Annotated in this window: 22 protein-coding genes; 16 read left to right on the forward strand and 6 right to left on the reverse strand. The window is 42.2% G+C overall.

Features of this window, described 5'->3' with window-relative positions; genetic code table 11:
• The first annotated feature begins 28 nt into the window (after nt 1-28).
• The 10 genes from ccmL (at nt 29) to EWV60_RS07890 (ending at nt 12,425) form a co-directional block, all read left to right on the forward strand.
• Nucleotides 29-340, forward strand: a complete 312-nt coding sequence (gene ccmL, locus EWV60_RS07845; protein WP_002759323.1) for a beta-carboxysome shell vertex protein CcmL — start codon at nt 29-31, stop codon at nt 338-340.
• 70 nt (nt 341-410) lie between these two features.
• On the forward strand, nt 411-2,369 hold the full coding sequence (locus tag EWV60_RS07850; RefSeq protein ID WP_287231750.1) for a RuBisCO small subunit-like domain-containing protein: 1,959 nt from the start codon (nt 411-413) through the stop codon (nt 2,367-2,369).
• Nucleotides 2,370-2,500: 131 nt separating this feature from the next.
• The gene (ccmN, locus tag EWV60_RS07855) at nt 2,501-3,163 is read left to right on the forward strand and encodes a beta-carboxysome scaffolding protein CcmN (RefSeq protein ID WP_002777284.1); all 663 of its coding nucleotides are present in this window, start codon (nt 2,501-2,503) and stop codon (nt 3,161-3,163) included.
• Between the two features lie 550 nt (nt 3,164-3,713).
• Entirely contained in the window at nt 3,714-5,129 is a 1,416-nt protein-coding gene (locus tag EWV60_RS07860) for a form I ribulose bisphosphate carboxylase large subunit (RefSeq protein WP_002753365.1), read from the forward strand.
• 130 nt (nt 5,130-5,259) lie between these two features.
• Nucleotides 5,260-5,658: a RuBisCO chaperone RbcX gene (rcbX, locus tag EWV60_RS07865; RefSeq protein WP_002732424.1), complete on the forward strand. Its 399-nt coding sequence runs from the start codon at nt 5,260-5,262 to the stop codon at nt 5,656-5,658.
• Nucleotides 5,659-5,673: 15 nt separating this feature from the next.
• The gene (locus tag EWV60_RS07870; protein ID WP_002741682.1) at nt 5,674-6,009 is read left to right on the forward strand and encodes a ribulose bisphosphate carboxylase small subunit; all 336 of its coding nucleotides are present in this window, start codon (nt 5,674-5,676) and stop codon (nt 6,007-6,009) included.
• A gap of 602 nt (nt 6,010-6,611) precedes the next feature.
• Entirely contained in the window at nt 6,612-7,613 is a 1,002-nt protein-coding gene (locus EWV60_RS07875; protein WP_287231751.1) for an AAA family ATPase, read from the forward strand.
• A complete protein-coding gene (locus tag EWV60_RS07880; protein ID WP_287231753.1) occupies nt 7,613-8,257 on the forward strand; it encodes a hypothetical protein in 645 nt (214 codons plus the stop codon). Before EWV60_RS07875 ends, EWV60_RS07880 begins: the two co-directional genes overlap by 1 nt.
• Nucleotides 8,258-8,553: 296 nt before the next feature.
• Nucleotides 8,554-10,182, forward strand: coding sequence for a S8 family peptidase (locus EWV60_RS07885; protein ID WP_287231755.1), 1,629 nt, complete (start codon nt 8,554-8,556; stop codon nt 10,180-10,182).
• A gap of 539 nt (nt 10,183-10,721) precedes the next feature.
• The gene (locus EWV60_RS07890) at nt 10,722-12,425 is read left to right on the forward strand and encodes a DUF262 domain-containing protein (protein ID WP_287231757.1); all 1,704 of its coding nucleotides are present in this window, start codon (nt 10,722-10,724) and stop codon (nt 12,423-12,425) included.
• 114 nt (nt 12,426-12,539) lie between these two features.
• Here EWV60_RS07890 and EWV60_RS07895 read toward each other — a convergent pair whose 3' ends face one another.
• From EWV60_RS07895 to EWV60_RS07905, 3 genes are all read right to left on the reverse strand, one after another.
• Nucleotides 12,540-13,004, reverse strand: coding sequence for a hypothetical protein (locus EWV60_RS07895; protein WP_238142427.1), 465 nt, complete (start codon nt 13,002-13,004; stop codon nt 12,540-12,542).
• A 394-nt stretch (nt 13,005-13,398) separates the two neighbouring features.
• Entirely contained in the window at nt 13,399-13,707 is a 309-nt protein-coding gene (locus EWV60_RS07900) for a DUF4926 domain-containing protein (RefSeq protein ID WP_002777279.1), read from the reverse strand.
• Complete coding sequence (locus tag EWV60_RS07905; protein WP_002777278.1) at nt 13,704-14,054, reverse strand: DUF6883 domain-containing protein; 351 nt, start codon at nt 14,052-14,054, stop codon at nt 13,704-13,706. The genes EWV60_RS07900 and EWV60_RS07905 overlap by 4 nt, the downstream gene beginning before the upstream one ends.
• Nucleotides 14,055-14,784: 730 nt before the next feature.
• On the opposite strand from EWV60_RS07905, the gene EWV60_RS07910 reads away from it, so the two are divergent.
• From EWV60_RS07910 to dnaG, 6 genes are all read left to right on the forward strand, one after another.
• Entirely contained in the window at nt 14,785-16,101 is a 1,317-nt protein-coding gene (locus tag EWV60_RS07910; protein WP_002733337.1) for an AAA family ATPase, read from the forward strand.
• Complete coding sequence (locus EWV60_RS07915) at nt 16,101-16,568, forward strand: hypothetical protein (RefSeq protein WP_069474421.1); 468 nt, start codon at nt 16,101-16,103, stop codon at nt 16,566-16,568. The genes EWV60_RS07910 and EWV60_RS07915 overlap by 1 nt, the downstream gene beginning before the upstream one ends.
• Before the next feature lie 382 nt (nt 16,569-16,950).
• Nucleotides 16,951-17,517: a photosystem I assembly protein Ycf4 gene (locus tag EWV60_RS07920; RefSeq protein WP_002733435.1), complete on the forward strand. Its 567-nt coding sequence runs from the start codon at nt 16,951-16,953 to the stop codon at nt 17,515-17,517.
• A gap of 28 nt (nt 17,518-17,545) precedes the next feature.
• Complete coding sequence (locus EWV60_RS07925; RefSeq protein WP_287231762.1) at nt 17,546-18,283, forward strand: peptidylprolyl isomerase; 738 nt, start codon at nt 17,546-17,548, stop codon at nt 18,281-18,283.
• 91 nt (nt 18,284-18,374) lie between these two features.
• The gene (locus tag EWV60_RS07930; RefSeq protein ID WP_287231764.1) at nt 18,375-19,511 is read left to right on the forward strand and encodes a beta-ketoacyl-ACP synthase; all 1,137 of its coding nucleotides are present in this window, start codon (nt 18,375-18,377) and stop codon (nt 19,509-19,511) included.
• 88 nt (nt 19,512-19,599) lie between these two features.
• The gene (dnaG, locus tag EWV60_RS07935) at nt 19,600-21,480 is read left to right on the forward strand and encodes a DNA primase (RefSeq protein WP_287231766.1); all 1,881 of its coding nucleotides are present in this window, start codon (nt 19,600-19,602) and stop codon (nt 21,478-21,480) included.
• A gap of 12 nt (nt 21,481-21,492) precedes the next feature.
• On the opposite strand, the gene EWV60_RS07940 is transcribed toward dnaG, so the two are convergent.
• The 3 genes from EWV60_RS07940 to EWV60_RS07950 all read right to left on the reverse strand — a co-directional run.
• A complete protein-coding gene (locus EWV60_RS07940) occupies nt 21,493-22,731 on the reverse strand; it encodes a glycosyltransferase family protein (RefSeq protein ID WP_287231768.1) in 1,239 nt (412 codons plus the stop codon).
• Nucleotides 22,732-22,884: 153 nt separating this feature from the next.
• A complete protein-coding gene (locus tag EWV60_RS07945; protein ID WP_287231769.1) occupies nt 22,885-24,045 on the reverse strand; it encodes a nucleotidyltransferase family protein in 1,161 nt (386 codons plus the stop codon).
• A 706-nt stretch (nt 24,046-24,751) separates the two neighbouring features.
• Nucleotides 24,752-25,233: RNA-guided endonuclease InsQ/TnpB family protein (locus EWV60_RS07950; RefSeq protein WP_287231771.1), on the reverse strand; the 482-nt coding region annotated here is incomplete at its 5' end.

The raw sequence follows: 25,233 nt of genomic DNA on the forward strand, positions 1-25,233 counted from the left end.
CAACTAACTTTTAGTGTAAACAAATTCCATGCAAATTGCCAAAGTTTGCGGCACCGTCGTTAGCTCCCTGAAACCGCGCAGTATGACGGGAGTGAAACTTCTGCTTTTGCAATTCATCGACGCGCAAGGGCAACTTTTGCCTAAATACGAAGTAGCGGGTGATATTGTCGGAGCGGGGATTAATGAATGGGTGCTAGTGTCCCGGGGAGGAGCCGCCCGTATCGAAGACGGACAGAACAATCGCCCCCTTGACGCGATGGTGGTGGGGATTATTGACACTATAACCGTAGAAAATCGCACCCTCTACAGCAAGAGGGACGAATTTCGTCAATCCGGTTAAACATCGATAGAACCCAAACACAGTTAAGTAACAACCAGCCAGCCAAATTCAGTATGGAGGAAGACTAACTATGGTCGTCCGCACAACGGCGGCTAGTCCGAAAAAGCGGACCAAATCCCCAGAGGAAACGCACATAGACGAGAGTGCCAAAGTCCACACCTTCTCTAACCTCAGTGGCGCTATCGAGATCGGGGCGCGAGTGGTGATTGCTCCGGGGACTTCCATCCGCGCCGATGAAGGAACACCCTTTCACATTGGCGACGACAGCAAAATTCAGGACGGAGCAATCATCCACGGTTTAGAAAAAAGCCGTGTGGTGGGAGATGACGGCCGAGAATATTCGGTGTGGATCGGCCGGGGCAGCTGCATCACCCACATGGCACTCATTCACGGGCCAGCCTATGTGGGCGATCGCTGTTTTATCGGTTTTCGCTCCACCGTCTTTAATGCCCGCATCGGGGCCGATTGCATCGTCATGATGCACGCCCTCGTTCAAGACGTGGAAATCCCCGCCGGTAAATTCGTGCCATCCGGTTCCGTGATCACCAGCCAACAACAGGCTGATCGCTTACCCGATGTCACAGAAATCGATCGAGCCTTCACTCGTCACATTGTCGATATCGACCTCGCCCCCAGCGTCCCGGTCAAAGCCCACAGCCCAGCGACTCCTGCACCAGCAGCCGCTATAAACATCGCTAATGAGACGCTATATAGAAATTCGGTGACACCTATGAGTTTAAATACAAACATTCGAGCGCAGGTTCGCTCCCTCCTCTCCCAAGGCTACAAGATCGGCATCGAATACGCTGACAAACGCCGCTTTAAAACCAGTTCTTGGTTAAGTGCCGGCTTTATCGACGGCGGCCGCGAAGAACAGGTATCCCAATCCCTAGAAGCCTCCCTGAGAGACCTGCAAGGCGAATACGTCCGCCTGATCGGAGTCGATCCCGCCGCTAAACGGCGCATACTGGAAATGATTATCCAACGCCCCGAAGACACCCCCGGAGAACCAGCCCGCACCACCACCGCCGTCCACGGCGGTCATGGCAACGGTAACGGCCATTCCGACCTGTCGGTACAAGTGCGTTCCCTGCTGGCCCAAGGACTGAAAATCGCCACCGAACACGCGGATAAACGCCGGTTTAAAACCAGTTCTTGGTTAACTGGACCTGCGATCGAAACCAAGAGCGAAGCGGGCATCATTCGCGATATTGAAGCGATCGTGACTGAAAATAGCGATGAGTACGTCCGCCTGATCGGGATCGACCCGCAAGCGAAAAAACGGGTCGTCGAAATGATTATTCACCGCCCCGGCGGCACCCCCGCTAGTAACGGCAGCGGCAAAGCCAGCAGCTACAGCGCCCCCGCTAGTAACGGAGCCAGTCATAGCAGCAGTGGTAGCTTAAGTGGGGAAACGATCGCTCAAATTCGTTCCCTGCTCGCCCAAGGCTACAAAATCGGCACCGAACACGCGGATAAACGCCGGTTTAAAACCAGTTCTTGGCAGAGTTGCGCCCCGATCGAAAGCAATCGCGAATCTGATGTAATTACTGCTTTGGAAGATTGTTTACGCGAACATAGCGGCGAATACGTCCGCTTACTCGGTATCGATGCTAAGGCCAAAAAACGGGTTTTAGAAACGGTGATCCAGCGTCCCGATGGTTCGGTGGCTAGCAATGGCAGCAGTAAAACCGCCACCGTTGCTGAACCGAGTTTCAAAAGCTATGCTTCTGGTTCTTCTGGCGGCGGTACTGCCACTTTAACCAGTACCTTAACCGCAGAAACGATCACTCAAATTCGCTCTTTATTGAACCAAGGTCACAAAATCGGGGCCGAACACGCGGATAAACGTCGTTTTAAAACCAGTTCTTGGCAAAGCTGCACCCCGATCGAGAGCAGTCGCGAATCCGATGTGGTGGCCGCTTTAGAAACCTGTCTGCGCGACCATCAAGGGGAATACGTTCGTCTGATCGGGATTGACTCCCAAGCGAAACGTCGTGTTCTCGAATCGATTATTCAACGCCCTTAATTTCAGGACTCGGCGATCGGTGAAGGGAGATAGGTGTTAGGTGTTGGCAGACCGGGAAAAATACCGGAAACTCTAACCCCTACCCCCTAACCCCCGATCACTGATCACTGATCACTGAATAACTGTCAATTATGTCCTTACCCCCCGTTCAACCTATTAGCCGCTCGGAATTCTATGTCAATGGTGATGTAACCATTGATGAGAGTGCGATCGTGGCTCCGGGGGTGATTCTCCGAGCAGCCCCCAATAGCCAAATAATTATCGGTGCGGGTGCTTGCCTGGGTATGGGAACAATTTTAACCGCCTATCAGGGTGTTATTGCTATCGGTGCGGGAGCAATTTTAGGTACAGGTGTTCTCGTCGTCGGTCGGGGTGAAATCGGTGAAAATGCCTGTATTGGGTCAACCACAACGATTTTTAATGCTTCTGTGGCAGCGATGTCGCTCGTGCCGTCCGGTTCCCTGATCGGAGATACTTCCCGTCAAATTACCATCGAAGTGTCAGCGACCCGATCGGAACCGGAAAGACCCCCTTTACCGGAACCGCAACCCGTAGTCAGTCAAGTGTCCCCAGTGCCGTCAGTGGAGGAAGTGGTCTCCGAAACCGTGGCCAGTCCTTGGGATGGCGAGGAAATGGTCGCCGAGGCAGGTCCTACGGAAACCAGAGAACCAGCATCTACTACTAACCGACCGAATCAAGCATCGGTGGTCGGAAAGGTCTATATCAATCAGTTATTGGTCACGCTATTTCCAGAACGTCATCGTTTTAATGGCAACAATAACCTTAATTCTTGAAGGGGAAAATAATCGTTCATAAGCCAAAAATCTCAACAATAATTACTGAGTAATTAGACCTAATTTATCTAGAGTTCACTGCTGTCTAACTGTCCTCTAGGTACTGGGTATAATTGCTTAGAAATCTAATTCATCTTTAGCGATTGCCGACATTTTTTGAGGTTGTAATTATTGATAATCTTCCTCAATTAAGGATTAGCTTTAATCGCTCAAAGCCTGATGAGCAGAAGTTTCTGCGTGTCAATCAGGTAAATTTTTGTTGATTTTTTTGTGTTTTTGTAGAGATTGTCAAAGTTAGATGACGACAGATTAAAGAAACTAATCCCCCCGAGAAAAAAAAACAATCAAAATTTTGGGGATAGAGAAAAAAAATGATCAGAATAGGATAAAGTTCGTGTTAAGATGATCAGTTGAAAAAAACATTAGTGAAAATTGCTCCCTAACTTCGCTCCTAGCAGCAGGGGAAAGGAGCTTAAGAAAAATCTATGTCGGTTGACGGCGAGATTTTACAGGTGCGACTAATCATGCAGTTTATGGAGGAATAATCCCAATGGTGCAAGCCAAATCCAAAGGTTTCCAGGCCGGCGTAAAAGACTACCGCCTGACTTACTACACCCCCGACTACACCCCCAAAGATACCGATCTACTAGCTTGCTTCCGGGTAACACCCCAACCTGGAGTTCCTCCTGAAGAAGCAGGTGCGGCGGTAGCGGCGGAATCTTCCACAGGTACCTGGACCACCGTTTGGACCGATAACTTAACCGACCTTGATCGCTATAAAGGTCGTTGTTATGATATCGAACCCGTACCCAACGAAGATAACCAGTTCTTCTGTTTCGTTGCCTATCCTTTAGATCTATTTGAAGAAGGTTCCGTCACCAACATCCTCACCTCGATCGTTGGTAACGTTTTCGGTTTCAAAGCTCTACGCGGTCTCCGTTTAGAAGATATCCGTTTCCCCGTCGCTTTAATCAAAACCTTCCAAGGTCCTCCCCACGGTATCACCGTTGAACGGGACAAATTAAACAAATACGGTCGCCCCCTACTCGGTTGCACCATCAAACCCAAACTCGGCCTTTCCGCTAAAAACTATGGTCGTGCCGTTTATGAATGTCTCCGCGGTGGTTTAGACTTCACCAAAGACGACGAAAATATTAACTCTCAACCCTTCATGCGTTGGCGCGATCGTTTCCTTTTCGTCCAAGAGGCGATCGTTAAATCCCAAGCAGAAACCAACGAAGTTAAAGGACATTACCTCAACGTAACCGCTCCTACCTGCGAGCAGATGATGCAACGGGCTGAATTCGCCGCCGAAATCAAAACCCCCATCATCATGCACGACTACCTCACCGGTGGTTTCACCGCTAACACCACCCTGGCGAAATTCTGCCGCGACAAAGGGTTACTGCTCCACATTCACCGGGCAATGCACGCGGTTATCGACCGTCAGAAAAATCATGGTATCCACTTCCGCGTTTTAGCTAAGTGCTTACGTCTCTCTGGTGGTGATCACCTGCACTCGGGAACCGTTGTCGGTAAACTTGAAGGTGAACGCGGAATCACGATGGGTTTTGTTGACCTGATGCGTGAAGACTATGTAGAAGAAGATCGCGCTCGTGGTATTTTCTTCACCCAAGACTACGCCTCCTTACCCGGGGTAATGCCGGTTGCTTCTGGTGGTATCCACGTTTGGCATATGCCGGCGCTGGTGGAAATCTTCGGTGACGATTCCTGCTTACAGTTCGGTGGTGGAACCCTCGGCCACCCCTGGGGTAACGCACCGGGTGCCACCGCTAACCGTGTGGCTCTGGAAGCTTGTATCCAAGCTCGTAACGAAGGTCGCTCCTTGGCCCGCGAAGGTAACGACGTTATCCGGGAAGCTTGCCGTTGGAGTCCTGAACTGGCTGCCGCTTGCGAACTCTGGAAAGAAATCAAATTCGAGTTCGAGGCTATGGATACCCTCTAATACAGCCCTTCAGAAGATTGTTAGCAGTTATCGGTGCAAAATAATGCCGGGGACTTGCCCAAAATCGGGAAGCAGTCGCTAGAATTTCAACACTGATAACTGTCTAGCCAATAACTGAAAACTGTATAAAATGTATCCGAAAAAAGTTGTTCAAGATACCGCGAAAGTCTTACAAAGTTACCTAACTTACCAAGCGGTTCGCACGATTATCGATCAATTGTCAGAAACTAATCCCACTTTGGCTATTTGGCTGAGTCACTATACTTCTAGCCATTCCATTCAGGATGGCGAGGCCTATATTGCGGGGTTGATGACTGAGAATAAAGAGTTAGTTTTGCGGATCATGACGGTAAGAGAACATCTAGCCGAACAGGTTTTAGAGTTCTTGCCAGAGATGGTAAAAACGGGAATTATTAATGACAATACCGAACATCGTCGGCAACTTTTGGAACGTCTCACCCGTACTGCTATAAGTCAACCAGAGACATCGGAATTAAATCTCGATGTTGATGATCTACCCAACCCATAAGGAATCAAGAAACCCATGAAAACTTTACCTAAAGAGAAGCGTTACGAAACTCTTTCCTACTTGCCCCCCCTCACCGATCAACAAATTGCTAAACAAATTCAATACATGATCGATCAGGGTTATATTCCTGCTGTGGAATTTGAAAAAGATCCCAAACCCGCAGATTATCATTGGACGATGTGGAAACTGCCTTTATTCTCTGTTTCTGGCCCCCAAGAAGTTCTTAATGAAGTTCGCGAGTGCCGCACCGAGTATTCTGATTGCTATATCCGCGTTATCGCTTTTGACAACATCAAACAATGTCAAACCATGAGCTTTATTGTTCATAAACCCAATGCCGGCCGCTACTAATTTGGTTGTCATCTAATTATTAACTATTGAGGGGGGTTCTTAGACCTCCCTTTTTTTTATTTGTCTGGTACAATTTTTAACAAGAGTGAATCCGAGCTAGAAATACTCTGAGAGAAATCGTTTTTTGGATAAGCGGAGGAGCTAGAAACCCAGCGATCGATGGTTAGGGATGCGGTTCACTGTCATTTTCTCGGTCAGTCAACCCGTCTTCAATTAATTGGGTTACATATTGTTGGCTGAAAAAGTCAGAATATAAAAGTTACTATGTAAAGGGTAAATTTATCCCAAAAAGTAATTAGTGGCATTTTCGACAAAAAGATATAGTTAAACCTGTCTAGGCAAAAGAAAAGATTAACAAATAAAAAAAAATGAGACTTGTTTAAGTTTGAGGTGTATCACAGTCTCACGGCATAATATTAATTTACAATTTACCTCAGCTGCTTTAGAAGGTCTAGAGTTAGTACAATAATATTATTAAGATTGAATAAATTTTAAACAGGCGACTTTAATATAACTTGTGGAGAGAACCTTTAGATAATCGGAGACACATTTGGCTTGTTGGGCGAGTCTCTGAGTGTAAACTTGAGCCATGACATGAGATGATGATAGCTGAAAAACAACTTAAAAGGCTATTTCAAGCCTTCAAAGAGCGTGACGATGTTGCTTTTTACAGAGCGGCGGAGTCTCTTATTGCCGATGAATTAGCCGCTAATCATCATGCTCTTGCTCAAGAGCTACAGCAAGTTTTAGGAAAGCAACCGTTGAAACAGATTCCACAGAATGGATTAAGATTACTCCCTAAAGATCGTCGCAGTGGCGAGGATTTAGTTATACTTGAAGAAAGCTCTATAGATTCAACTCAAATTGTCTTTAATCAAGAAACTAAAGCTAAAATAGAGAGAGTCTTAGATGAGCATCGTCAAAGACAAAAATTAGCTAAGTATGGATACTTACCAAAGACTAAACTTCTTTTCTGGGGGCCTCCTGGGTGTGGTAAAACGTTTACCGCAAAATATTTGGCGTATGAACTTGGGCTTCCAGTAGGTTTATTAAGACTAAGTGCTGTTATTTCTAGTTTTTTAGGAGATACTGCTTCTCATCTCCAGCGTGTTTTTAATTTAGCTAACACAACTCCAATGGTACTGCTTTTAGATGAAGTTGACGCAGTGGGCAAGAATCGAGATGACCCTAATGATGTAGGGGAACTCAAACGAGTTGTTAATAGTTTACTGCAAGCTATGGATTCTTTTGATTCATCCAAAAGTATTGTCATTGCAGCGAGTAATCATCAATATTTACTAGACCCTGCTTTGTGGAGACGATTTGATGATTTGATTGAATTTTCCTTACCCACTAAAACCGAACGAGAGTTTTATCTTCAAAGTCTTTTAAATGGAGTTTATTTTGATGGCTCACTGGAATATATCGCTAAGAATATGAGTTCACTATCGTATGCAGATATTCAACGTATCACGATAGAAGCTATTAAAACGATGATTCTTGAAGGTCGAGAACAACTTCAAAGTCAAGATATTTCCGAGCAACTTAAAGCTTTTAAAAAAGCCTCATCTGAAGCAAGAACAAAAACTAGGATAATTGTGTAATGAACCCAGATTTTCCCCTCTTATCTCTCACTCAACCTCAAACGGCTAAACGTGGTAAGGAACGACCTCGTTTGCTGCCACTTTCACCAGAGAAAATCCAACAGCGAAAAGAGAAAGCTGATAATTTAAGACAGCAAGTTAGAAGGATCTCTCGTCAACTACAAGAAATGTCTGAAGAGGAAAGAAAGGCCGTATTAATTAAACTGGAACATGAACAAAAAATTAATTTAAGTGGTACAGGTTTAAAACCAATTGCTGAATCTACGCAACATTTTACTCTTGCTGTTCCTCGAACTGAAAAATTAGATAAACTTGAAGAAAAAATTGAGGAATTTGGGGAAGGAGACTTAAAAAGAGGGCAACCCCCTAATAAAGATTTTGCCTATCTTAATACGATAGAAGAAGCTTCTCCCCAAGACCGTCTTTGTCAAGTGTTTTTTGAGCAATATGATGAATTAATTCAGAAGGATTGGATAATTTTTGAGATTGAAATGATGTCTTTAGAAAGGGGGGAAAAGCAGCAGAGACAGGAGTTATTAAAAATACGAGAAGAAATAAGCAAACTATGGCTCTTCGTTACTTGGTATGGTTCGATAGGGGGGCATAAATCGACTAAATCCTTATCTGGCAAGGGATTTAATTGATTAGTTCGCTCTAGATCGAAAATAATTGACAAAAATCGCTACAAACCGAAGAGCCCAAACTATTTGAGAGTGGGACTAAAGGAAATTTATTTGAGCAAGAAGAAATCAAAGGAACTTGTCGTGCTGTAATTCGATGTACCGGAGAAGTTTTTCAAGAATTAGTAGAAGATAGGAAGTGGCAAACTAAAATAGTCTATTTTGATGCTCGTCCAGCCTTTGAAACATTTCATCAAACACTAAGAAACTTTAGTGTTGAAAAATTAGGTGAATTTATCAGTCCTCCCTCAGATGCACCAATGGTCTGTATTGTAGATTCAGGCGTTACGATTGAAAATCCTTTTCTAAAACCTGTGGTGAGAGAAGATTTAATCCTTTCTTTTCTTAGGACTGAATCAGATAAAGATAATCCTAACGATGAGTGTGGACATGGTTCTGGTGTGGCTTCTTTAGCTTCTTATTATGCTTTAAATTTATACCAAAATGCAGAAAATAGAGGAAAGATTTGGATTGCTAGTGCTAGAGTTTTAAATCAAGATAATGAAATTGAAGATGAGCGATTATTTTCCAAAATCTTGGAAGAAGTTGTTAAAACTTTTACTTTAATTGGAATTAAAATTTTTAATTTATCTATTCAATTTATCAATCGAAAATGGCATGAAGAAGCAAAGCGAACGATTCCTCGTCGTTCTTGGATAGCTAGAACGATTGATAAACTTTCCAGGGAACATAACATAGTTTTTATTACAGTTACAGGCAATATATCAACTTCTAATGTCAAATACTATTATGGGGATGGATTAGCTTATCCAGAATATTTTATAGACGATGAAGCCTCAATTTATGACCCTGGACAAGCATCACTCGCTATTACAGTAGGTTCTATGAGTCCTACTACTCAAGCAGTAGGACAAATAACAACAGCAATGGCAATAGCAGAAAAACATCAACCTTCTCCTTTTACTCGTTGTGGACCTGGAATTAACCGTGAAATTAAACCTGAGTTAGTGGAATATGGTGGCAATTATTTATTAGATCAAAATGGCACAGTAAGAGAAAATCCAGGGATGAATGTAATAATGGCAAGTCATCAACTGACACCTGCAATTACTCATAAGTCAGGGACAAGTTTTGCTGCTCCTCGTGTTGCTCATAAAATGGCTCGTATTCTCTATGATATGCAGTCTCTTGGTTTTGATGATATTTCTGCCTCTTTATTGAAAGCACTAACCGTTAATTCTGCTACTTACCCTCCCTATTATGGAAATTTTGACAATTTTAAGCAGGCAATGGATGAGAAAAAACCTAAACATTGGTTAAATGTGGTTGGTTACGGAATACCAGATGATATCAGAGCAACGGAATGTGATAAATACACGGCAATTCTAATATTCCAGGAGAAAATTCAACCTAATACTGTCAAGTTTTTTGAGATTCCTGTTCCTGAGTGTTTAGTAGAAACACCACCAACAAAAGTAAAACGGTTAACTGTTACAGTGGTTTATGCTCCTGAAGTTCAGCGATGGGGATTAGAAACCTACTTAGGAACAACCCTTAAATGGCGAATGTTTAGAGGCAATGTGGACCAAGAAGAAGTTATTAAGTATATGTCTGTAGAAGAAGAGGAGAATGATGAGGAGACTGGAGAAAATCCCAAAGAATTAAAATTTGAACCCGGTATTACTCTACGTTCTAGAGGAACAGTTCAACATGGAATATGCGAGTGGAAGCAGCACAAATCTGAGTATAGTCAAAACTGCTACACATTAGCTATTGCTGCTTACGAAAAATGGAATCGTGAAAATCCTGATCCTGTACCTTATGCGGTAGTTGTACGCCTTGAAGATACGACACAAACAGCAGATGTTTATGTGGAAGTTCAGAATATCATGGCACAACTTGAAGTTCAAGCTAGAAGCAATATTTAAAAACGCTATATCTAAGACTTCATAGCTAATAAAGTCAATAAAAAGCGGGTATTATCATAAGTGATCTATTTATTTAGGATTGCTATAGCTGGACTTCCCCCCTTGACAAAAGACCATAACCCGTGCTGTATCTGATGTGCCGTTACTGGGTACAAATTAAGGAAACCCCAAATAAATCTAACGCCTTTGAGCCGTTGCTTTTTTATTTTTTGATTCGATTCGTCAAACTATAGCTATATTTTCTAGGTGTCGATAGCCTTGAATAGAGGTTCCTTTTAGGTTCAAAAATTTGTCAACTATCATAGGTAAAATAATCTCGTTTTTGGCTGTTATATCAAATCTTAACTCAATTGTCTATCTTTTGGTATTAACCTATTTGTGCCTTAAGTCCTTTCCTGTATGAATTTTAGCTACTTTTGAGCGTAGTTGCTCTCATCGAATTTTATTTTAAGTTAATTATTTGCATAACAATTCCCGAAGAACCCGATCGGCCGATATTTGGTAAGTTAGAAGTGATGAACTGACTGCCGATCGAACCTATGCCCCGTACTCATCTATTAGATACCCGAACCAGCAATTTTAGCGATCTCATCGGCAATGGCAAAATCTACCGAGTTCCCCCTTTTCAAAGAGATTATTCGTGGAAGGAAGAAAATTGGGAAGATCTCTGGCAGGATATTAAAACGCTCTATGAAAACCCCGATTCTAGTCATTACATGGGAGCGATCGTTTTACAGGGTTCCCAGCGATCGGATACGGATTTTACAATTATTGACGGACAACAACGATTGGTAACGATTAGTATTCTCGCTATAGCGATTATCGAAAAAATTCAAACGTTAATCGATCGGGGGGAAGAAGCGGAAGCGAATAGAGAACGACAACGGCTTCTCAAAAGCGGTTATTTGAGTAATAAAGATCTGGGTTCTTTAAAAGAATCTAGTAAATTAATTTTGAATGAAAATAATAATGATTTTTATCAAAGTCGTCTCATTAACTTTAGACCTCCTCGCAATCCTCGATCGCTCGCAAAATCCAACCAACTCCTATGGAAAGCTTTTCAATACTTTTCGGATTCATTGCAAAAGCTTACAAGCGTAGTTAACAGTGGAAAAGAACTGGCAATTTTTTTAACGGATACCGTTGCCAAAAGACTCTTATTTATTCAGATTAATGTTGAAGATGAATTGAATGCGTATACGGTTTTCGAGACCCTAAACGCTAGAGGGATAGAGCTAAGTTCAACCGATCTATTAAAAAATTATTTGTTTTCTCTTTTCCGAGGGGCGGATGATTTGCGAGAAGGACAACGACAGTGGAGAGGAATTATTGATACCGTTACAATGGAAAAATTCCCCGAGTTCCTACGTTACTATCTCAGCCTCACGCGGACGAGAGTAAGACGGGAACGTTTATTTAAAGGGGTTCGAGAGTCTATACAAAACGCTGAAAGCGCGTTTGAATTACTCGAACAACTCGAAGAATATAGTGGTCTTTTTATCGCTCTTAATAATCCCAATGATGAATTTTGGCAAGATACTCCAGATAATATCCCTTATATTCGAGAAATTGAACTATTTGGCGTAAAACAAGCCTATCCAGTTTTATTTGCGGCATATCATAAATTTTCAATCGAGAACTTCACTCGCGTACTAAAATTGGTTTGTATAATTTCGTTTCGATACACGATTGTCAGTAGTCTTAACCCGAACGAGCTAGAAGGGATTTATAATAAGATAGCGATCGCCATAAATAATGGCGAAATGACGACTCCGAGGCAAGTTTTCGAGGGCTTGCGATCGGTTTATGTCACGGATACTAAGTTCGTGCAGGATTTTTCGATTCTTTCGATTTCTACCAGAGGTCAAAAGAAAAAACTGGTTCGATATATTCTCTGGAAATTAGAAATGGACGAATCGGGTCGATCTAATATAGCGGAAGATGGATTCTCGATCGAGCATATTCTACCAGAATCGCCGAGCGATCGATGGCGCGTTGACTTTCTCGATAACGAGATCGAGGAAATGACCTATCGGATCGGTAACTTGATTCCTTTAGAAGCTAATTTGAATCGTCAAATCGGCAATCAATACTATACAGATAAACAAGAGATTTACCAACAAAGCGATTATGCTCTAGCGAGAAATATAGTACCAGAGGAATGGACACCGGACACGATCGCTAAACGTCAAGAAAGTTTAGCCCGACGAGCGGTTCATATTTGGAAATCCGACTTTGTTTGAGAGCGGGTTAAAAAATGTTCTCGATTCGCTTTTACTTGGGAATAGATTTCTAGGATAATTTTCACGAGGAAGCGATCGATCTGTCAGGATTTCGAGCGATCGAGGGAAACCTGATTATCGATCGTCGATTTGAACCGACCAATCCGGATCTCCTTGCAATTGTAAAGATTTTGCGGTTTGAAAAAAAGTTTTCGTAGGTTTCCGGTCTTGAGTTTGAATACCTTCAACAATAATTCTATCTGCTGTACCTACTGATAGATCTAAAGGTAATTCGAGTTGTATTTCCATACAATCAGATAAACTTTTTACTTTGTGATTCATAATTTCCCGATTATTTTTATCTTTGTTTTTCCTAAGCTTACCTTTCTTTTGGGTTTGTTCGGCATTGAGCCTACTTGCATCACTTCTCGTAAGCCAAGCACAATTTTCTGGAAAAAATCCTTGGTTTTTATCTAGCCTAGAAAATACCATATTTTTTTCAGGGGGATGACCAACATCTTGTAGGAACCGCTTAAAATCACGCCATGAATCATGAACTTCAACTCCTGGTATATAGTCTTTGGAATTGGGATTTATCACACAGTGAATTATTCGGCTCCAAGCTTTGTAAACTTGTGTTTTTACTAGGCTTTCGCCAGGTTTGGTTTGGCAGGAGTTTTAATATCGATACGCCCTAGACTAATCCTTAACGAGGACAGGCTGCTTTTTTATTTTTTGATTCGATTCGTCAAACTATACCGATATTTTCTAGGTGTCGATAGCCTTGAATAGAGGTTCCTTTTAGGTTCAAAAATTTGTCAACTATCATAGGTAAAATACTCTCGTTTTTGGCGATTATATCAAATCTTAACTCTATTGTCTATCTTTTGGTATTAACCTGTTTGTGCCGTAAGTCTCTCCCTCTATGAATTTTAGCTTTTATTTTAAGTTAATTATTTGCATAACAATTCTGGAATAGCCTATTTTTCCGATTTTATTGATACAAAGAGCGGGTGAAATCTAAAACTTTTTGTTGCTTTTCTTTGGGTAATTTATCGATTAAAGCTGTTAGCTTTTCTGTTAAAGATAACCAAGTTTTGTTCTGAGCTTTCCAGATTACAATAAATTGCTGCATTGGGAGAGAACAAAGGGCGATAGTTTCCCCTAGATTATTACTAAATTCAATTTCGTAACAACCATCATTGTAGTCTTCAACAATTGTCCCTTGTTCTCCCATCATTAAGTTATGTTCAGGCAAGTCAACTAATAATTCCACAAGGTCAAATAATTCTGGTTTAATCATGGTCTTTTTCTCACATATAAAGTTACTAATTTAGCTGTATCACTATCAGGCTCAACAATCCATCCAGTCCTCACTATTTCTTGTTGCCCTGGTTCAATTCCTGTAATTTCTAGGTCAACTTGATAGCGTTTGCCATGTCGATCTGTACTTTGATAAACAGCTTTTGCTTCAAGGGATTTGTTAGCGATTTGTTGTAGAAGTGGCTCATAATTATCTTGAGTATATCCTAAGTGGCGTTGAAACATGATGGCTTTATTTAATCCTTTTGGATTGTCTAAATTGAGAGCATATTGGGTTAATTTTCTAGAATCTATTTTGACTTTGTTGACAATATCTTTTAATTTCATTGGAATTAAGACGATTATTAATTTTGACTTTGCCTCTAGTTTCATATTTCATAAGGGAGCATCTCACCCTTGCAATAAGTAGAAATGCTTAATGAGATCAATAAAAAAGTTAAAAAAGGCAACCATTTAGCTCTGGACTTTACCCGTACAAAAATACTAGCTATGGCTAAAAGTCTTACAGAGCCTGAGTTAAAGCCATATAATACCAATGAGCTACTGAACACAAAATCCTGAAGTCTTTACGCAGATAGGGTTTGCGGCAAAAATTTTCAAATTTGACCTTTCGACCATTATAGCTTGTTTCGGGGCAGAAAACCAGCAAAAACATGGCTAAAGAGGGAATTGCTTACTCTAAAGATTAATGACATCATCTGTGATCATAAGGTTAGCGATCACCATACAGCCAACTCCACCGAATCGCTCTACTCTAGATACAGTCAACGGTACAGCCATTTTCAAGGGAAAAATGTACCCGGTAGCGTCTTTTCAATTTTTTCTGAGAAGCCCCATGCAGTAAGGGTAAGGGTTCCGCCCTAATGCCAATAAACAGCGATCTTATCTCCCCAAGCCTAGATTATACTGTTCGGATATGCCCTGCCCTACAGTTTGAGTTTTCAAGGTTATGGGTGCTAGTTTTCGGTACTTGTTAGAGTCTATAAGCTGCGCCGGTATTGGAACTTTTAGTACAAATGCTCAAACTGCACCAGTCAAGATTTAATGGGTGAAAAGTATGTTAACATCGCTGACTCTTCGGAATTTCAAAAGCTATCAGGAGGCAACCTTGTCTCTAGCTCCCATCACCTTTTTAATCGGTGCTAATGCGTCAGGTAAAAGTAATGCACTAGAAGCAATTCGCTTACTTTCGTGGTTAGCGAAAGGCAGCAGGTTAGATGACATTGAACGCAACATTCAAAGCGGGAATGCAATTGCTCGTGGACAAGCGATCGATCTTTTCGGTGCAGAAAAACAGTATTTTACCTTGGGAACACACATTGATAACGCTCCTGACGGTTGGACTGATTTCGAGATTGAAATTGGGCTATTATCAGACCAACTTATTATAATCGGAGAAAGTGTCAGTAAAGCTAGTAAAGATCAGGAATTAACACTTTACAAAATTGATGGCGATCCCAACTCACACACCGATGAAATTAGGGTGATGTATAACAATTTTAACAAAGGTAAAAATAAGCCCCACATACCTTGCTCTAACCGACAAGCCATTTTTTATCAATTGGAAACTCCCAGTCGGTTCCAGCAAAGTCATACTAAATCACAAAAAATTATTCCAGCAGTTACTAAAGTAATTCGAGAAACCTTGAGGAATATCGTCTTTCTTGATCCTCGTCCAGCAGTAATGCGGGATTATGCTTACGCTAAAGATGATGATATTAAAGAAGATGGCTCTAACCTTTCTAGTGTTCTTTACGCAGTTTGTCAGCAGGGAGAGACTCAAAAAAACAAGTTGCTTGACTTCATTCGTTCATTACCAGAACAGGATATTACCGATATTCGCTTTATCATTACAGACCGCAAGGATGTTATGGTGAAACTAATAGAGTCTTTTGGGAACAAAGAACATCAGATAGATGCTCCTTTGTTGTCTGATGGTACTCTGAGAGTTTTAGCGATTGCTGCAACTCTACTAAGTGTAAATCCTGGAACTTTCGTAATTATTGAAGAGATCGATAATGGTGTTCATCCCAGTCGTGCAGATAATTTAGTTAAGCAAATTCGGGAGATCGCCTTAGAAAGAAAACTGAGGGTACTGATCACCTCCCATAACCCGGCGTTACTAGATGCAGTACCCGATAGTGATATTGGAAATGTACTTTGTTGTTACCGAGATCCGCAAGCAGGAGATAGTCGTATTGTCCGATTAGCTGATTTAGAGCGTTTCCCCGAATTAATTGTGCAGGGAACTCTTGGTCAGTTGATGACTAAACAAGTATTAGATAAGTTCTTAAAGGATAAGTCCACAGCAGAACAACGTCAACAAAACGCGCTAAGTTGGTTAGAGCAATTAAAACAGGGAGAAGTAGCCTGATGGGAGCTATTTGTCTGATCGATACTTCGATCTTTTTAGAGATACTTAATGTCCCCCACAAAGCGAGTCAATCTGAGTTAATACTTCAAAAATTAGAAGAGAAAATTAAAGCTAGGGAATCTCTTTTTTTGCCAATGGCAACCATTCTGGAAACTGGCAATCATATTGCCAAGGCCAAAAAGGTAGATGGCAATCAGCGACGTATTTGTGCAGAAAAATTTGTAAATCAGGTAACACAAGCTCTTGAAGGAAAATCTCCCTTCACCCCTATTAATTTTCTAAAGAAAGAAGACCTGCAAGGATGGTTAAAAGAGTTTCCTGATGAAGCGATGCGAGGTAGGGGACTGGGAGACCTTTCTATCATTCATGATTGGCAGAAAATTTGTGATCAAAATCCAAGCCGCCGCGTCTATATATGGTCTTTGGACAAACACCTTAAAGGTTACAATCGGCCACCGAAGTTATGAGTAATTGACTACGAATTTACTTTTAATAGTCCATTTGTATTTTAAAAAGTAGAGATTTAATTATTGGACTTCCCCCTTGACAGTAGAGATTTAATTATTGGACTTCCCCCTTGACAAAAGACCATAACCCGTGCTGTATCTGAATGTGCCTTTACTGGGTACAAATTAAGGAAACCCCGAATAAATCTAACGCATGATTGTTGCCGAGGAGAATTACGATTAGGGAATTTTCCCCTAAACTTCCCCCACTCACCTATAAGTAAATATTATGATAAACATGGGTACACCCAGAAAAATCAACGGCTGCATCCCTGGGTCGGGGTTGGGGAAGTGGCGAGAAAAAAGCTGGTAAAATAACTCTAGGCAACCTTAAAAAGAATTCATGAAAGCGCAAACAACAAGTAAAGATAGCCTGATCCTACGGCAAGAAGTAGTGGGAGCGCGTCGCCCTAGTAACTATTTTTGGGCTGTAATCGTCTCTATTGGCGGTCTAGGGTTTCTCCTTGCCGGTCTTTCCAGTTATTTGAAGGTCAATCTACTTCTCGTTAGCGATACCAGTGCCTTACAATTTATTCCCCAAGGGGTCGCCCTCCTCTTTTATGGCACTGCGGGGACCCTCTTAGCCATCTATCTCTGGTTATCTCTCCTCTGGAATGTCGGAGGTGGTTACAACGAGTTTAATAAGGAAACTGGCAAACTTAAAATCTTTCGTTGGGGCTACCCCGGCAAAAATCGTCGCGTTGATCTCGATTGGCCCCTGGAAGATGTGCAAGCTGTGCGGGCCGAAGTGCGAGAAGGACTCAACCCGAAACGGGAACTATTCCTACGGATTAAACAGCGTCGCGATATTCCTTTAACTCGCGTCGGTGATCCGATGTCCCTCTCGGAATTGGAAAATCAAGGAGCGGAACTCGCTCGTTTTCTGGAAATTCCTCTAGAGGGATTGTAGGCCTTTTTTCGCTCTTTTTGGCTATAAAATGATGAAGATAAGAAAATCTGGCTGGCTGTCTGTGGTTTGTGTTTTTTTAATCACAACGACCACACTTTTCGGCTGTTCTTCCCCAGAAGCTAACTCCACCCCCGATAATTCTAGTATCACCCAAACCTCTCAACCTGCCAGTTCGGGCAGTGTCAACATGGATAATTACAAACCCCGCTTAGATGGAACTGCTGTCGTCGAGATGATCATCAAAGGTAACCCGGTAACGATCGAAATTGATGGCAATGCGGCCCCAGTTACTGCCGGTAATTTTGTGGATCTGGTGGAGAGAGGTTTTTATAATGGTTTAACTTTCCATCGCGTGGTTACAGAACCGCAGCCTTTTGTCGCCCAAGGTGGTGATCCCCAAGGTCGCGGAACCGGTGGTTTTGTTGATCCAGAAACCAAGCAATCCCGTTATGTTCCCCTGGAAATTCTCCTTAAAGACGAAAAAGAGCCGATTTATGGGAAATCAATCGGTCAACAGGCCACGGCCCGCACTCCCATCGTCGCTTTACCCCATAAACGCGGTGCGATCGCGATGGCCCGTTCTCAACAACCTAATTCCGCTTCTTCTCAGTTTTATTTTGCCCTGTCGGATATCAATTTCCTCGATGGTGATTATGCCGTTTTTGGTTATGTCACTAAGGGAATGGAAGTGATCGATACGATTAAACAAGGGGATAAAATTGACTCGGCCAAAGTTATTTCTGGTGCAGAAAATCTGAAAAAATAGCGATCGGTTAGGGTGGGTTCGCGGGACGATAATTTAATTTTCCCCCTAACCCACCCAATCATTTAATATTCCGATAGCTGATAACTGATAAATGAATGTTGTGGTGACGGGAATTGGGTTGATCAGTTCTCTGGGAAATTTAAGTCAGAGTTGGCAAAGATTACTAGAGGGCAAAACTGGTATAACTAGACAACAACCATTTTCTGATTTACCCACTTTACCCTTGGCTTTAATCGGTCACAAACCGGCATTTTTAGAGGATTTAACCAAAATTGCCCTGATTGCTGCCCTTGAAGACGCTCAATTAACCCCTCCCTTAAAGGATTGTGGTGTCACTATCGGTTCTAGTCGTGGTTGTCAGGGTTTATGGGAACGGATGGCAGCGACGGGAATAGTAGAAAACTGGTTACATAGTTTACCCGATCGCGCCTCGGTATTGACCGCTAGATTGATAGAAACCAGCGCCCCAGTCTTAGCACCCATGGCGGCCTGTGCCACGGGCATCTGGTCGCTCGCACAGGCTGTAGAATTAATCAAAATGGGAGAATGCGATCGAGTTTTAGTCGGGGCGATCGAAACTCCGATCACTCCCTTAACTCTGGTGGGATTTGAACAGATGGGAGCTTTGGCGAAAACGGGCTGTTATCCTTTTGATAGAGCTAGAGAGGGTTTGGTTTTGGGCGAAGGTGGCGCGATTTTAGTCCTTGAATCGGAAGAACTGGCTTTAAGCAGAAATGCCGCCATCTACGGGCAAATTTTGGGCTATGGTTTTACCTGCGATGCCGATCATGTTAGCGCCCCGGCGGTGGATAATCGTAGCGCTACCAAAGCCATAGAACTATGTTTGCACAGAAGTCAATTAAGAAAAGATGAAATTAATTACATTCACGCCCACGGCACTAGCACCCGTTTAAACGATGAACGGGAGGCAAACCTGATCGCCAGCATTTTTGGTTCGCAAGTGGCTGTAAGCTCGACAAAAGGCGCAACAGGACACACTTTAGGGGCTTCGGGGGCATTAGGTGTGGCTTTTTGTTTAATGGCTCTGAAAAATCAGCTAATTCCCCCCTGTGTCGGTGTGCGCGAGTCGCCTTTTCAATTAAATTTAATTAGATCGGCTGTTAATTTTTCCCTGCACAATTGTCTCTGTCTTAGTTTCGGTTTCGGAGGACAAAATGCCGCCATCGCAGTGGGTAGATGGGGGAGAAGGAGAGGGGAGTGGGAATGATGAATGATGAATGATGAATTGGGGAGACGGGGAGAATAAATAAAAGCAAATCTCCTGATAACTGATAACTGATAACTGATAACTGATTATGGATACACCGCGACTACATCCAGATACGATCGAAGAAGTTAAACAAAGAATTGATATTGTGGATTTAATTTCCGAGAGAGTCGTCCTCAAAAAAAGGGGAAGGGAATACGTCGGTTTATGTCCTTTTCACGAGGAAAAATCCCCTAGTTTTACGGTTAGTCCTGCCAAACAAATGTATTACTGTTTTGGCTGTGGTGCGGGGGGAAACGGGATTAAATTCTTTATGGAGGTGGGGAAACAATCTTTTAGTGAAGTGGTTTTCGATCTTGCTAGAAGGTATCAAATCCCGATTAAAACTCTAGCAGTAGAACAGCGTCAGGAATTAGAACAGCAATTATCCCTCAAGGAACAATTATACGAGATAATGGCCGTGGCGGTGAGTTTTTATCAACACGCTCTTAGTCAACCCCAAGGGGAAAAAGCGTTAGATTATCTCAAGGTACAACGACAACTAACCGCGGAAACTATCGCAGCTTTTCAACTGGGATATTCTCCGGAAGGTTGGGAAACTCTCTATCGTTATTTAGTGGAACAAAAGCGCTATCCTGTGGCTTTAGTAGAACAAGCGGGATTAATTAAAGCGCGTCAAAATGGTAGCGGTTATTACGATCAATTTCGAGATCGTTTAATGATTCCTATTTTTGATAGTCAAGGACGAGCGATCGCTTTTGGTAGTCGTAGTTTAGGTAATGAACAACCAAAGTATCTAAATTCTCCCGATACTCCTCTATTTGAAAAGGGAAAAACTCTCTTTGCTCTCGATCGAGCTAAACAGGCAATTATTCAGCAAGATTTAGCGATAGTTGTGGAGGGTTATTTTGACGCAATCGCTCTCCATGCTGCCGGTATTACTAATGTGGTTGCCTGTTTAGGAACAGCTTTAAGTCAAGAGCAAATTAAACTACTTTTGCGCTACAGTGAAAGTAAACAAATAATCTTTAATTTTGATGCCGATCAAGCGGGAATTAAAGCAACACAAAGAGCGATCGAGGAAATTAACTCCCTAGTTTATTCGGGACAAGTTAACCTAAAAATCCTTAATCTTCCCGATGGTAAAGATGCCGATGAATTTCTTAAATCCCATACTGACGGGGTAAATAGTTATCGAGAATTAATCGAAAAATCTCCTTTTTGGATTGATTGGCAAATCTCGCAAATGTTGGTTAATAAAGATTTAAAACAGGGACTACATTTTCAACAAATAGCTAATAGTATGGTGAGTTTACTGCAAAAGTTAATCGATAGCAATCAACGCACTTTTTACCTCGATTATTGTGCTGAAATTTTGGCTCAAAAAGATGCGACTCGTTTGCCTTATATTTTAAAAAATCTCTCCAAACAGGTTAATAAACCTCAAGGAAAATCCCCAGCAATTAAGAGTAAAAACATCTTAGATAAATCCGAAAAAAATGGCACAGAAAAAGCCGAATGGTTATTATTATTAATCTATCTCCATTCTCCCGAATATCGGAGGCTCATTTGTGAACTTTTGGATGAAAAAGATTTAATTTTTAATGTCCCTGATTATCGTTGGTTATGGCAAGTAATTCTAGATTTAGAAAACCAAATTACTAAACCAAGAGATTTGATGTCAGCTTTACAGAATCATTTATTGATGATAACTACAGACAAAAATCGTGATTTTAATTCTTTATTTCACTTAAATGAACATACCAGTCAGGAAATTTTGCAACCAGAGGAACAAATTAAAGATGCTATTATAGCTATGGAAAAAATTAGTTTAATGGAATATCGTCGCTACTGTCAAGAACAATTAATTAATGCTCTCGACGGCAATCAACGGGAATTTTATCAGCAGGAATTCTATCAAACTGTTAATAAATTAATCGCAATTGATCCTCACTACCAACAAGCTTAATTATCTAATTGATTAAAAACTAGACAATTGTTCGGCAATAATAGATACTAACTTATCCACTGCTCCTGCTTGCCCGCGCACTGCCCGCAATTTTTGCCGGATAGCCTCTAATTGTTCGGGATTTTCTAACCAAGATCTAGCCATATTTGCCACTTCCTCTGGTTGTAATTCCCCCAATAATTCCGGAACAATTTCTGCACCGGCCCAAATATTTGGCCAGGCATATAAACGCTTTTTCCGCAACATATAGAGATTAATTATCTTAGCAAATAAAGAACCCACCCCCGGCAGTTGAGCTAATAAACCGGGTAAACCGTCCCAAGTTCTCATCGCGTCGAGTTGCTGAGTCGGTAGTAAAATAATCATCGGGATTGCCAGCGCCCCTAATTCAGCAGTATTAGCACCCACCGTCGTTAAAGCTAAATGACAGCGAGAAAGCTGGTTATGGGCGGGAAAATCGGTAATTAGGTCAACTTTTACCCCCTTATCTGTTTCTAGATAGGGTTTTTCGCCGTTTTTTAATTGGGCAGCACTCCAACCGGTTTTAGTGATCATCGGATTATAGCTAGGATCGGCAAATTTCGCCAAATAAGCTAAATTTAGGGTAGGAGCGACGGGAATTAAGAATTTAGTCTGGGGAGCCTGCGCGTGTATCTTTTCAGCAATGGCTAGGGTTAGGGGTACACCCTGGGCTAATTTCGAGGGTTTGGAACCCGGGAGGAGTGCAATTAAGGTAGCATCATCAGGGGTGATAGCAGTGGGCAAATCCACCATTAAATCGCCGATAACAGTAAATTTATGCTGATATTGTTGGGGAATATTATTTAATACACTTGTATTCATCACGGCAAAGCGATCGATCCCCCGATACCAACGCGCTTCCCATTCCCCATAGATAACGGTGCGATAACCCAAACGTTTACCGATGGTGAGGGCAAAAAATTGATCGCCCCCTAAAAATAAAACGATGCCCTTGGGGTGCCAATCCCAATTATCGGCGGTTTTTCCCCAGAAAAAAAAATTAAAGAAGTTTTCTGGCGACTGGACTCGATCGACTTCCGGATATTTCCTAACTACTTCCGTTTCCGCCCCCATAGAATGAGTACAAGGGGAAAGAATCACCGAAATCCGCAACCGCGATCGATCTTCTGTTAAGTTTTGTCGCAATCTCTTGACAACTGGACGCACCCATGTAGATATTTCTCCAGGACCATTGGAGAGAATGAGAAGATCAACTGGAGAATCAAACATGATAAGTAGTCGTGCAAAATTAATGTCTTGGTTAGGATAGGCAAAAGGCAAAAGGCAAAAGGCAAAAGGCACTCATGCAAGGAGTGGTTAGATATGTGTAATTAATTTTGCTTAGGTACTTATCAAGTAAAAAGTTCCCCGTTGCGGTGTTGCCTACTTGCCATTGAATAAAGAACGAATTGCCTGATGTTTAGGGTGATCAAATTCTGGGGGAACCTTGCGGGTATCGGTAATCAACCAATCCAAGGCTGCCGCTTCCACATCGATCGCCGCGCCGGTTTTATCAACACAGTAGCGCCCAAAGACCAACTTATCCACCAAACGCGCCCCTGAACCGAGGCGAGAATATTCAAAAATAACGCTATTATCCACTGTTGCGCCGCCACAAATCCAACAATTTGGGCCAATCATACTCGGACCGACAATTTTCGCCCCGTCTTCAATGCGCGTCATTGCCCCGATATACACAGGTCCGGTAATATCGACTCGATCCCAGTTTACCCCCACATTTAAGCCCGTGTAGATGCCCGGTTTGACTTCGATGCCGGGGATAGCAACATTTTTAATTTTCCTGGATAACACCCCGCGAATTGCCTGCCAGTAGTCGGGGACTTTACCAATATCCACCCATTCAAAATCCATGTTTAAAGCGTAGAAAGGCGCACCTTTAGCGACTAATTGGGGGAATAACTCGCCCCCGATGTCGTATTTACTATTAGGGGGAATAAAATCAATGATTTCTGGTTCAAAAATATAGATCCCCGTGTTAATGCAGGTACTTAAAGCTTCATCGATGGCCGGTTTTTCTTGGAAACTGAGAATCCGTCCCTCCTCGTCGCTAACTACCACCCCATAACTGGATACTTCCTCTCTGGGGACAGTTTTGGTGACGATAGTGGCGATCGCTCCTTTTTCTCGATGCCATTTAACGGCTGCGGTTAGATCGAGATCAATCAGCGCATCACCACAGAGAACCACAAAAGTATCGTCAAAAAAGGGATTAAAATCTTGAATTCGTCGTAAACCGCCCGCCGATCCTAGGGCATCACCGATTAACTCGCCCTCTTCGATTCTACCCTCAAAAGAATAGCCGATATGCACCCCAAAACGCTGACCATCGCGGAAATAACTCTCAATTTCTTCGGCTAAATGACTGACATTCACCATGATCTGATCAAAGCCATGCTGTCGCAACAGTTCCAATAAAAACTCCATCACCGGCTTTTGTAAAATCGGGATCAGGGGTTTGGGAATCGTATGGGTAATCGGACGGACACGAGTTCCTTTGCCTGCCGCCAAAATCATGGCTTTCATCGATATTTATTTCCTTTTGCGATCGAGGTTTGTAATTAAATCATGCCTAGTGTATCATTACTGGCTCGGAATCAGTGGTTATCGATCCTCTTGGGGGTACCTCGAAAAATAGATTTACTTCAGCATTGCACCGCCTGAAACCCTGATCAAACCTTGGTTTACTCTCAATTAGTGCGAAGATTTTCTCAATAAGTCCAATTGATCGAGCTACCCCTTGAGTAATTGATAACGGGAAAAAGTGAGAGATTTAACCCAGATTACACTGATGGACAAAATTAACAAATCAACTTTGCTGTAACTCATACTACTCAGTCCTCTAGGCTAAGATGATCAAAAAAACGCAAGTTTTTAAATTGATGGGCAAAAAAAGTTTAATTTTAGCCAATAACCAAGGCGTTATGTCTAGGCTACCTCGAAAAATCGAATTTTGAGGGACGGAGCGCCTTGTTAGTTCTTGAAAATAATTCCCTCTTCATCAATGTAGATCAAGGAGATTTCCTCGACCAACACTTTGTTAACAAAATCTTTTATTCGAGGTGTCCTTGAGCATTAGATCAACCTAGACTCCTTGCCTAATTTCCCCAACAATCCGGTTAACCCCAAGAAGTCTAGGCGAAAAATGGTGAGCAAAAATTTGACTACTTGAGATATTGACACTCCCGTCGCGCTTATGCGAGGGATTCTTGGTTCACTGACTCAAGTTGTCTTAGCAGGTATTTCTACCAACCAAAATAGAGCTTAAATCTCCCCAAGCGTTTAGGTCTGACGACCAGCTTCCGATATGCCCTATCGTAGCTTTTTTGAGTATATTTAATGCCGCCATCTTGTCCCTATCTTCCACATATCCGCAGGAACAAACATGAGTTCTGACTGATAGAGACTTTTGGATTAACCGACCACAATTAAGGCATTCTTGACTTGTATAGGCTGGATTAACTGCAATAGTTAATCGGCCGTATTTAATGCCAAAATACTCAATCCATTTTCTCAATTGTGACCAACCAGCATCATTAATACTCTTGGCTAGTTTTCGATTACGCACAAGGTTCTTGACTTTTAAATCCTCGTAGGCTATCAAGTCGTTTGACTGAATTAAACGGAGTGCCAATTTTTTAGCAAACTCTTCTCGTTGCCTACTTACTTTTAAATGTCCCTTGGCGTATTTTTGACTAGCTTTTTTGTAGTTAT

The sequence above is a fragment of the Microcystis sp. Msp_OC_L_20101000_S702 genome (genome assembly GCF_007095705.1).
Lineage (GTDB): Bacteria > Cyanobacteriota > Cyanobacteriia > Cyanobacteriales > Microcystaceae > Microcystis > Microcystis ichthyoblabe_A.

Coding starts and splice junctions, on each gene's coding strand:
- EWV60_RS07890 (WP_287231757.1), top strand. CDS start 10,722: ATGCCCCGTACTCATCTATTAGATACCCGAACCAGCAATTTTAGCGAT.
- ccmL (WP_002759323.1), top strand. CDS start 29: ATGCAAATTGCCAAAGTTTGCGGCACCGTCGTTAGCTCCCTGAAACCG.
- EWV60_RS07885 (WP_287231755.1), top strand. CDS start 8,554: ATGGTCTGTATTGTAGATTCAGGCGTTACGATTGAAAATCCTTTTCTA.
- ccmN (WP_002777284.1), top strand. CDS start 2,501: ATGTCCTTACCCCCCGTTCAACCTATTAGCCGCTCGGAATTCTATGTC.
- dnaG (WP_287231766.1), top strand. CDS start 19,600: ATGGATACACCGCGACTACATCCAGATACGATCGAAGAAGTTAAACAA.
- EWV60_RS07915 (WP_069474421.1), top strand. CDS start 16,101: ATGGGAGCTATTTGTCTGATCGATACTTCGATCTTTTTAGAGATACTT.
- EWV60_RS07930 (WP_287231764.1), top strand. CDS start 18,375: ATGAATGTTGTGGTGACGGGAATTGGGTTGATCAGTTCTCTGGGAAAT.
- EWV60_RS07905 (WP_002777278.1), bottom strand. CDS start 14,054: ATGAAATTAAAAGATATTGTCAACAAAGTCAAAATAGATTCTAGAAAA.
- EWV60_RS07910 (WP_002733337.1), top strand. CDS start 14,785: ATGTTAACATCGCTGACTCTTCGGAATTTCAAAAGCTATCAGGAGGCA.
- EWV60_RS07900 (WP_002777279.1), bottom strand. CDS start 13,707: ATGATTAAACCAGAATTATTTGACCTTGTGGAATTATTAGTTGACTTG.
- EWV60_RS07860 (WP_002753365.1), top strand. CDS start 3,714: ATGGTGCAAGCCAAATCCAAAGGTTTCCAGGCCGGCGTAAAAGACTAC.
- EWV60_RS07880 (WP_287231753.1), top strand. CDS start 7,613: ATGAACCCAGATTTTCCCCTCTTATCTCTCACTCAACCTCAAACGGCT.
- EWV60_RS07945 (WP_287231769.1), bottom strand. CDS start 24,045: ATGAAAGCCATGATTTTGGCGGCAGGCAAAGGAACTCGTGTCCGTCCG.
- EWV60_RS07940 (WP_287231768.1), bottom strand. CDS start 22,731: ATGTTTGATTCTCCAGTTGATCTTCTCATTCTCTCCAATGGTCCTGGA.
- EWV60_RS07850 (WP_287231750.1), top strand. CDS start 411: ATGGTCGTCCGCACAACGGCGGCTAGTCCGAAAAAGCGGACCAAATCC.
- rcbX (WP_002732424.1), top strand. CDS start 5,260: ATGTATCCGAAAAAAGTTGTTCAAGATACCGCGAAAGTCTTACAAAGT.
- EWV60_RS07925 (WP_287231762.1), top strand. CDS start 17,546: ATGATGAAGATAAGAAAATCTGGCTGGCTGTCTGTGGTTTGTGTTTTT.
- EWV60_RS07870 (WP_002741682.1), top strand. CDS start 5,674: ATGAAAACTTTACCTAAAGAGAAGCGTTACGAAACTCTTTCCTACTTG.
- EWV60_RS07875 (WP_287231751.1), top strand. CDS start 6,612: ATGATAGCTGAAAAACAACTTAAAAGGCTATTTCAAGCCTTCAAAGAG.
- EWV60_RS07920 (WP_002733435.1), top strand. CDS start 16,951: ATGAAAGCGCAAACAACAAGTAAAGATAGCCTGATCCTACGGCAAGAA.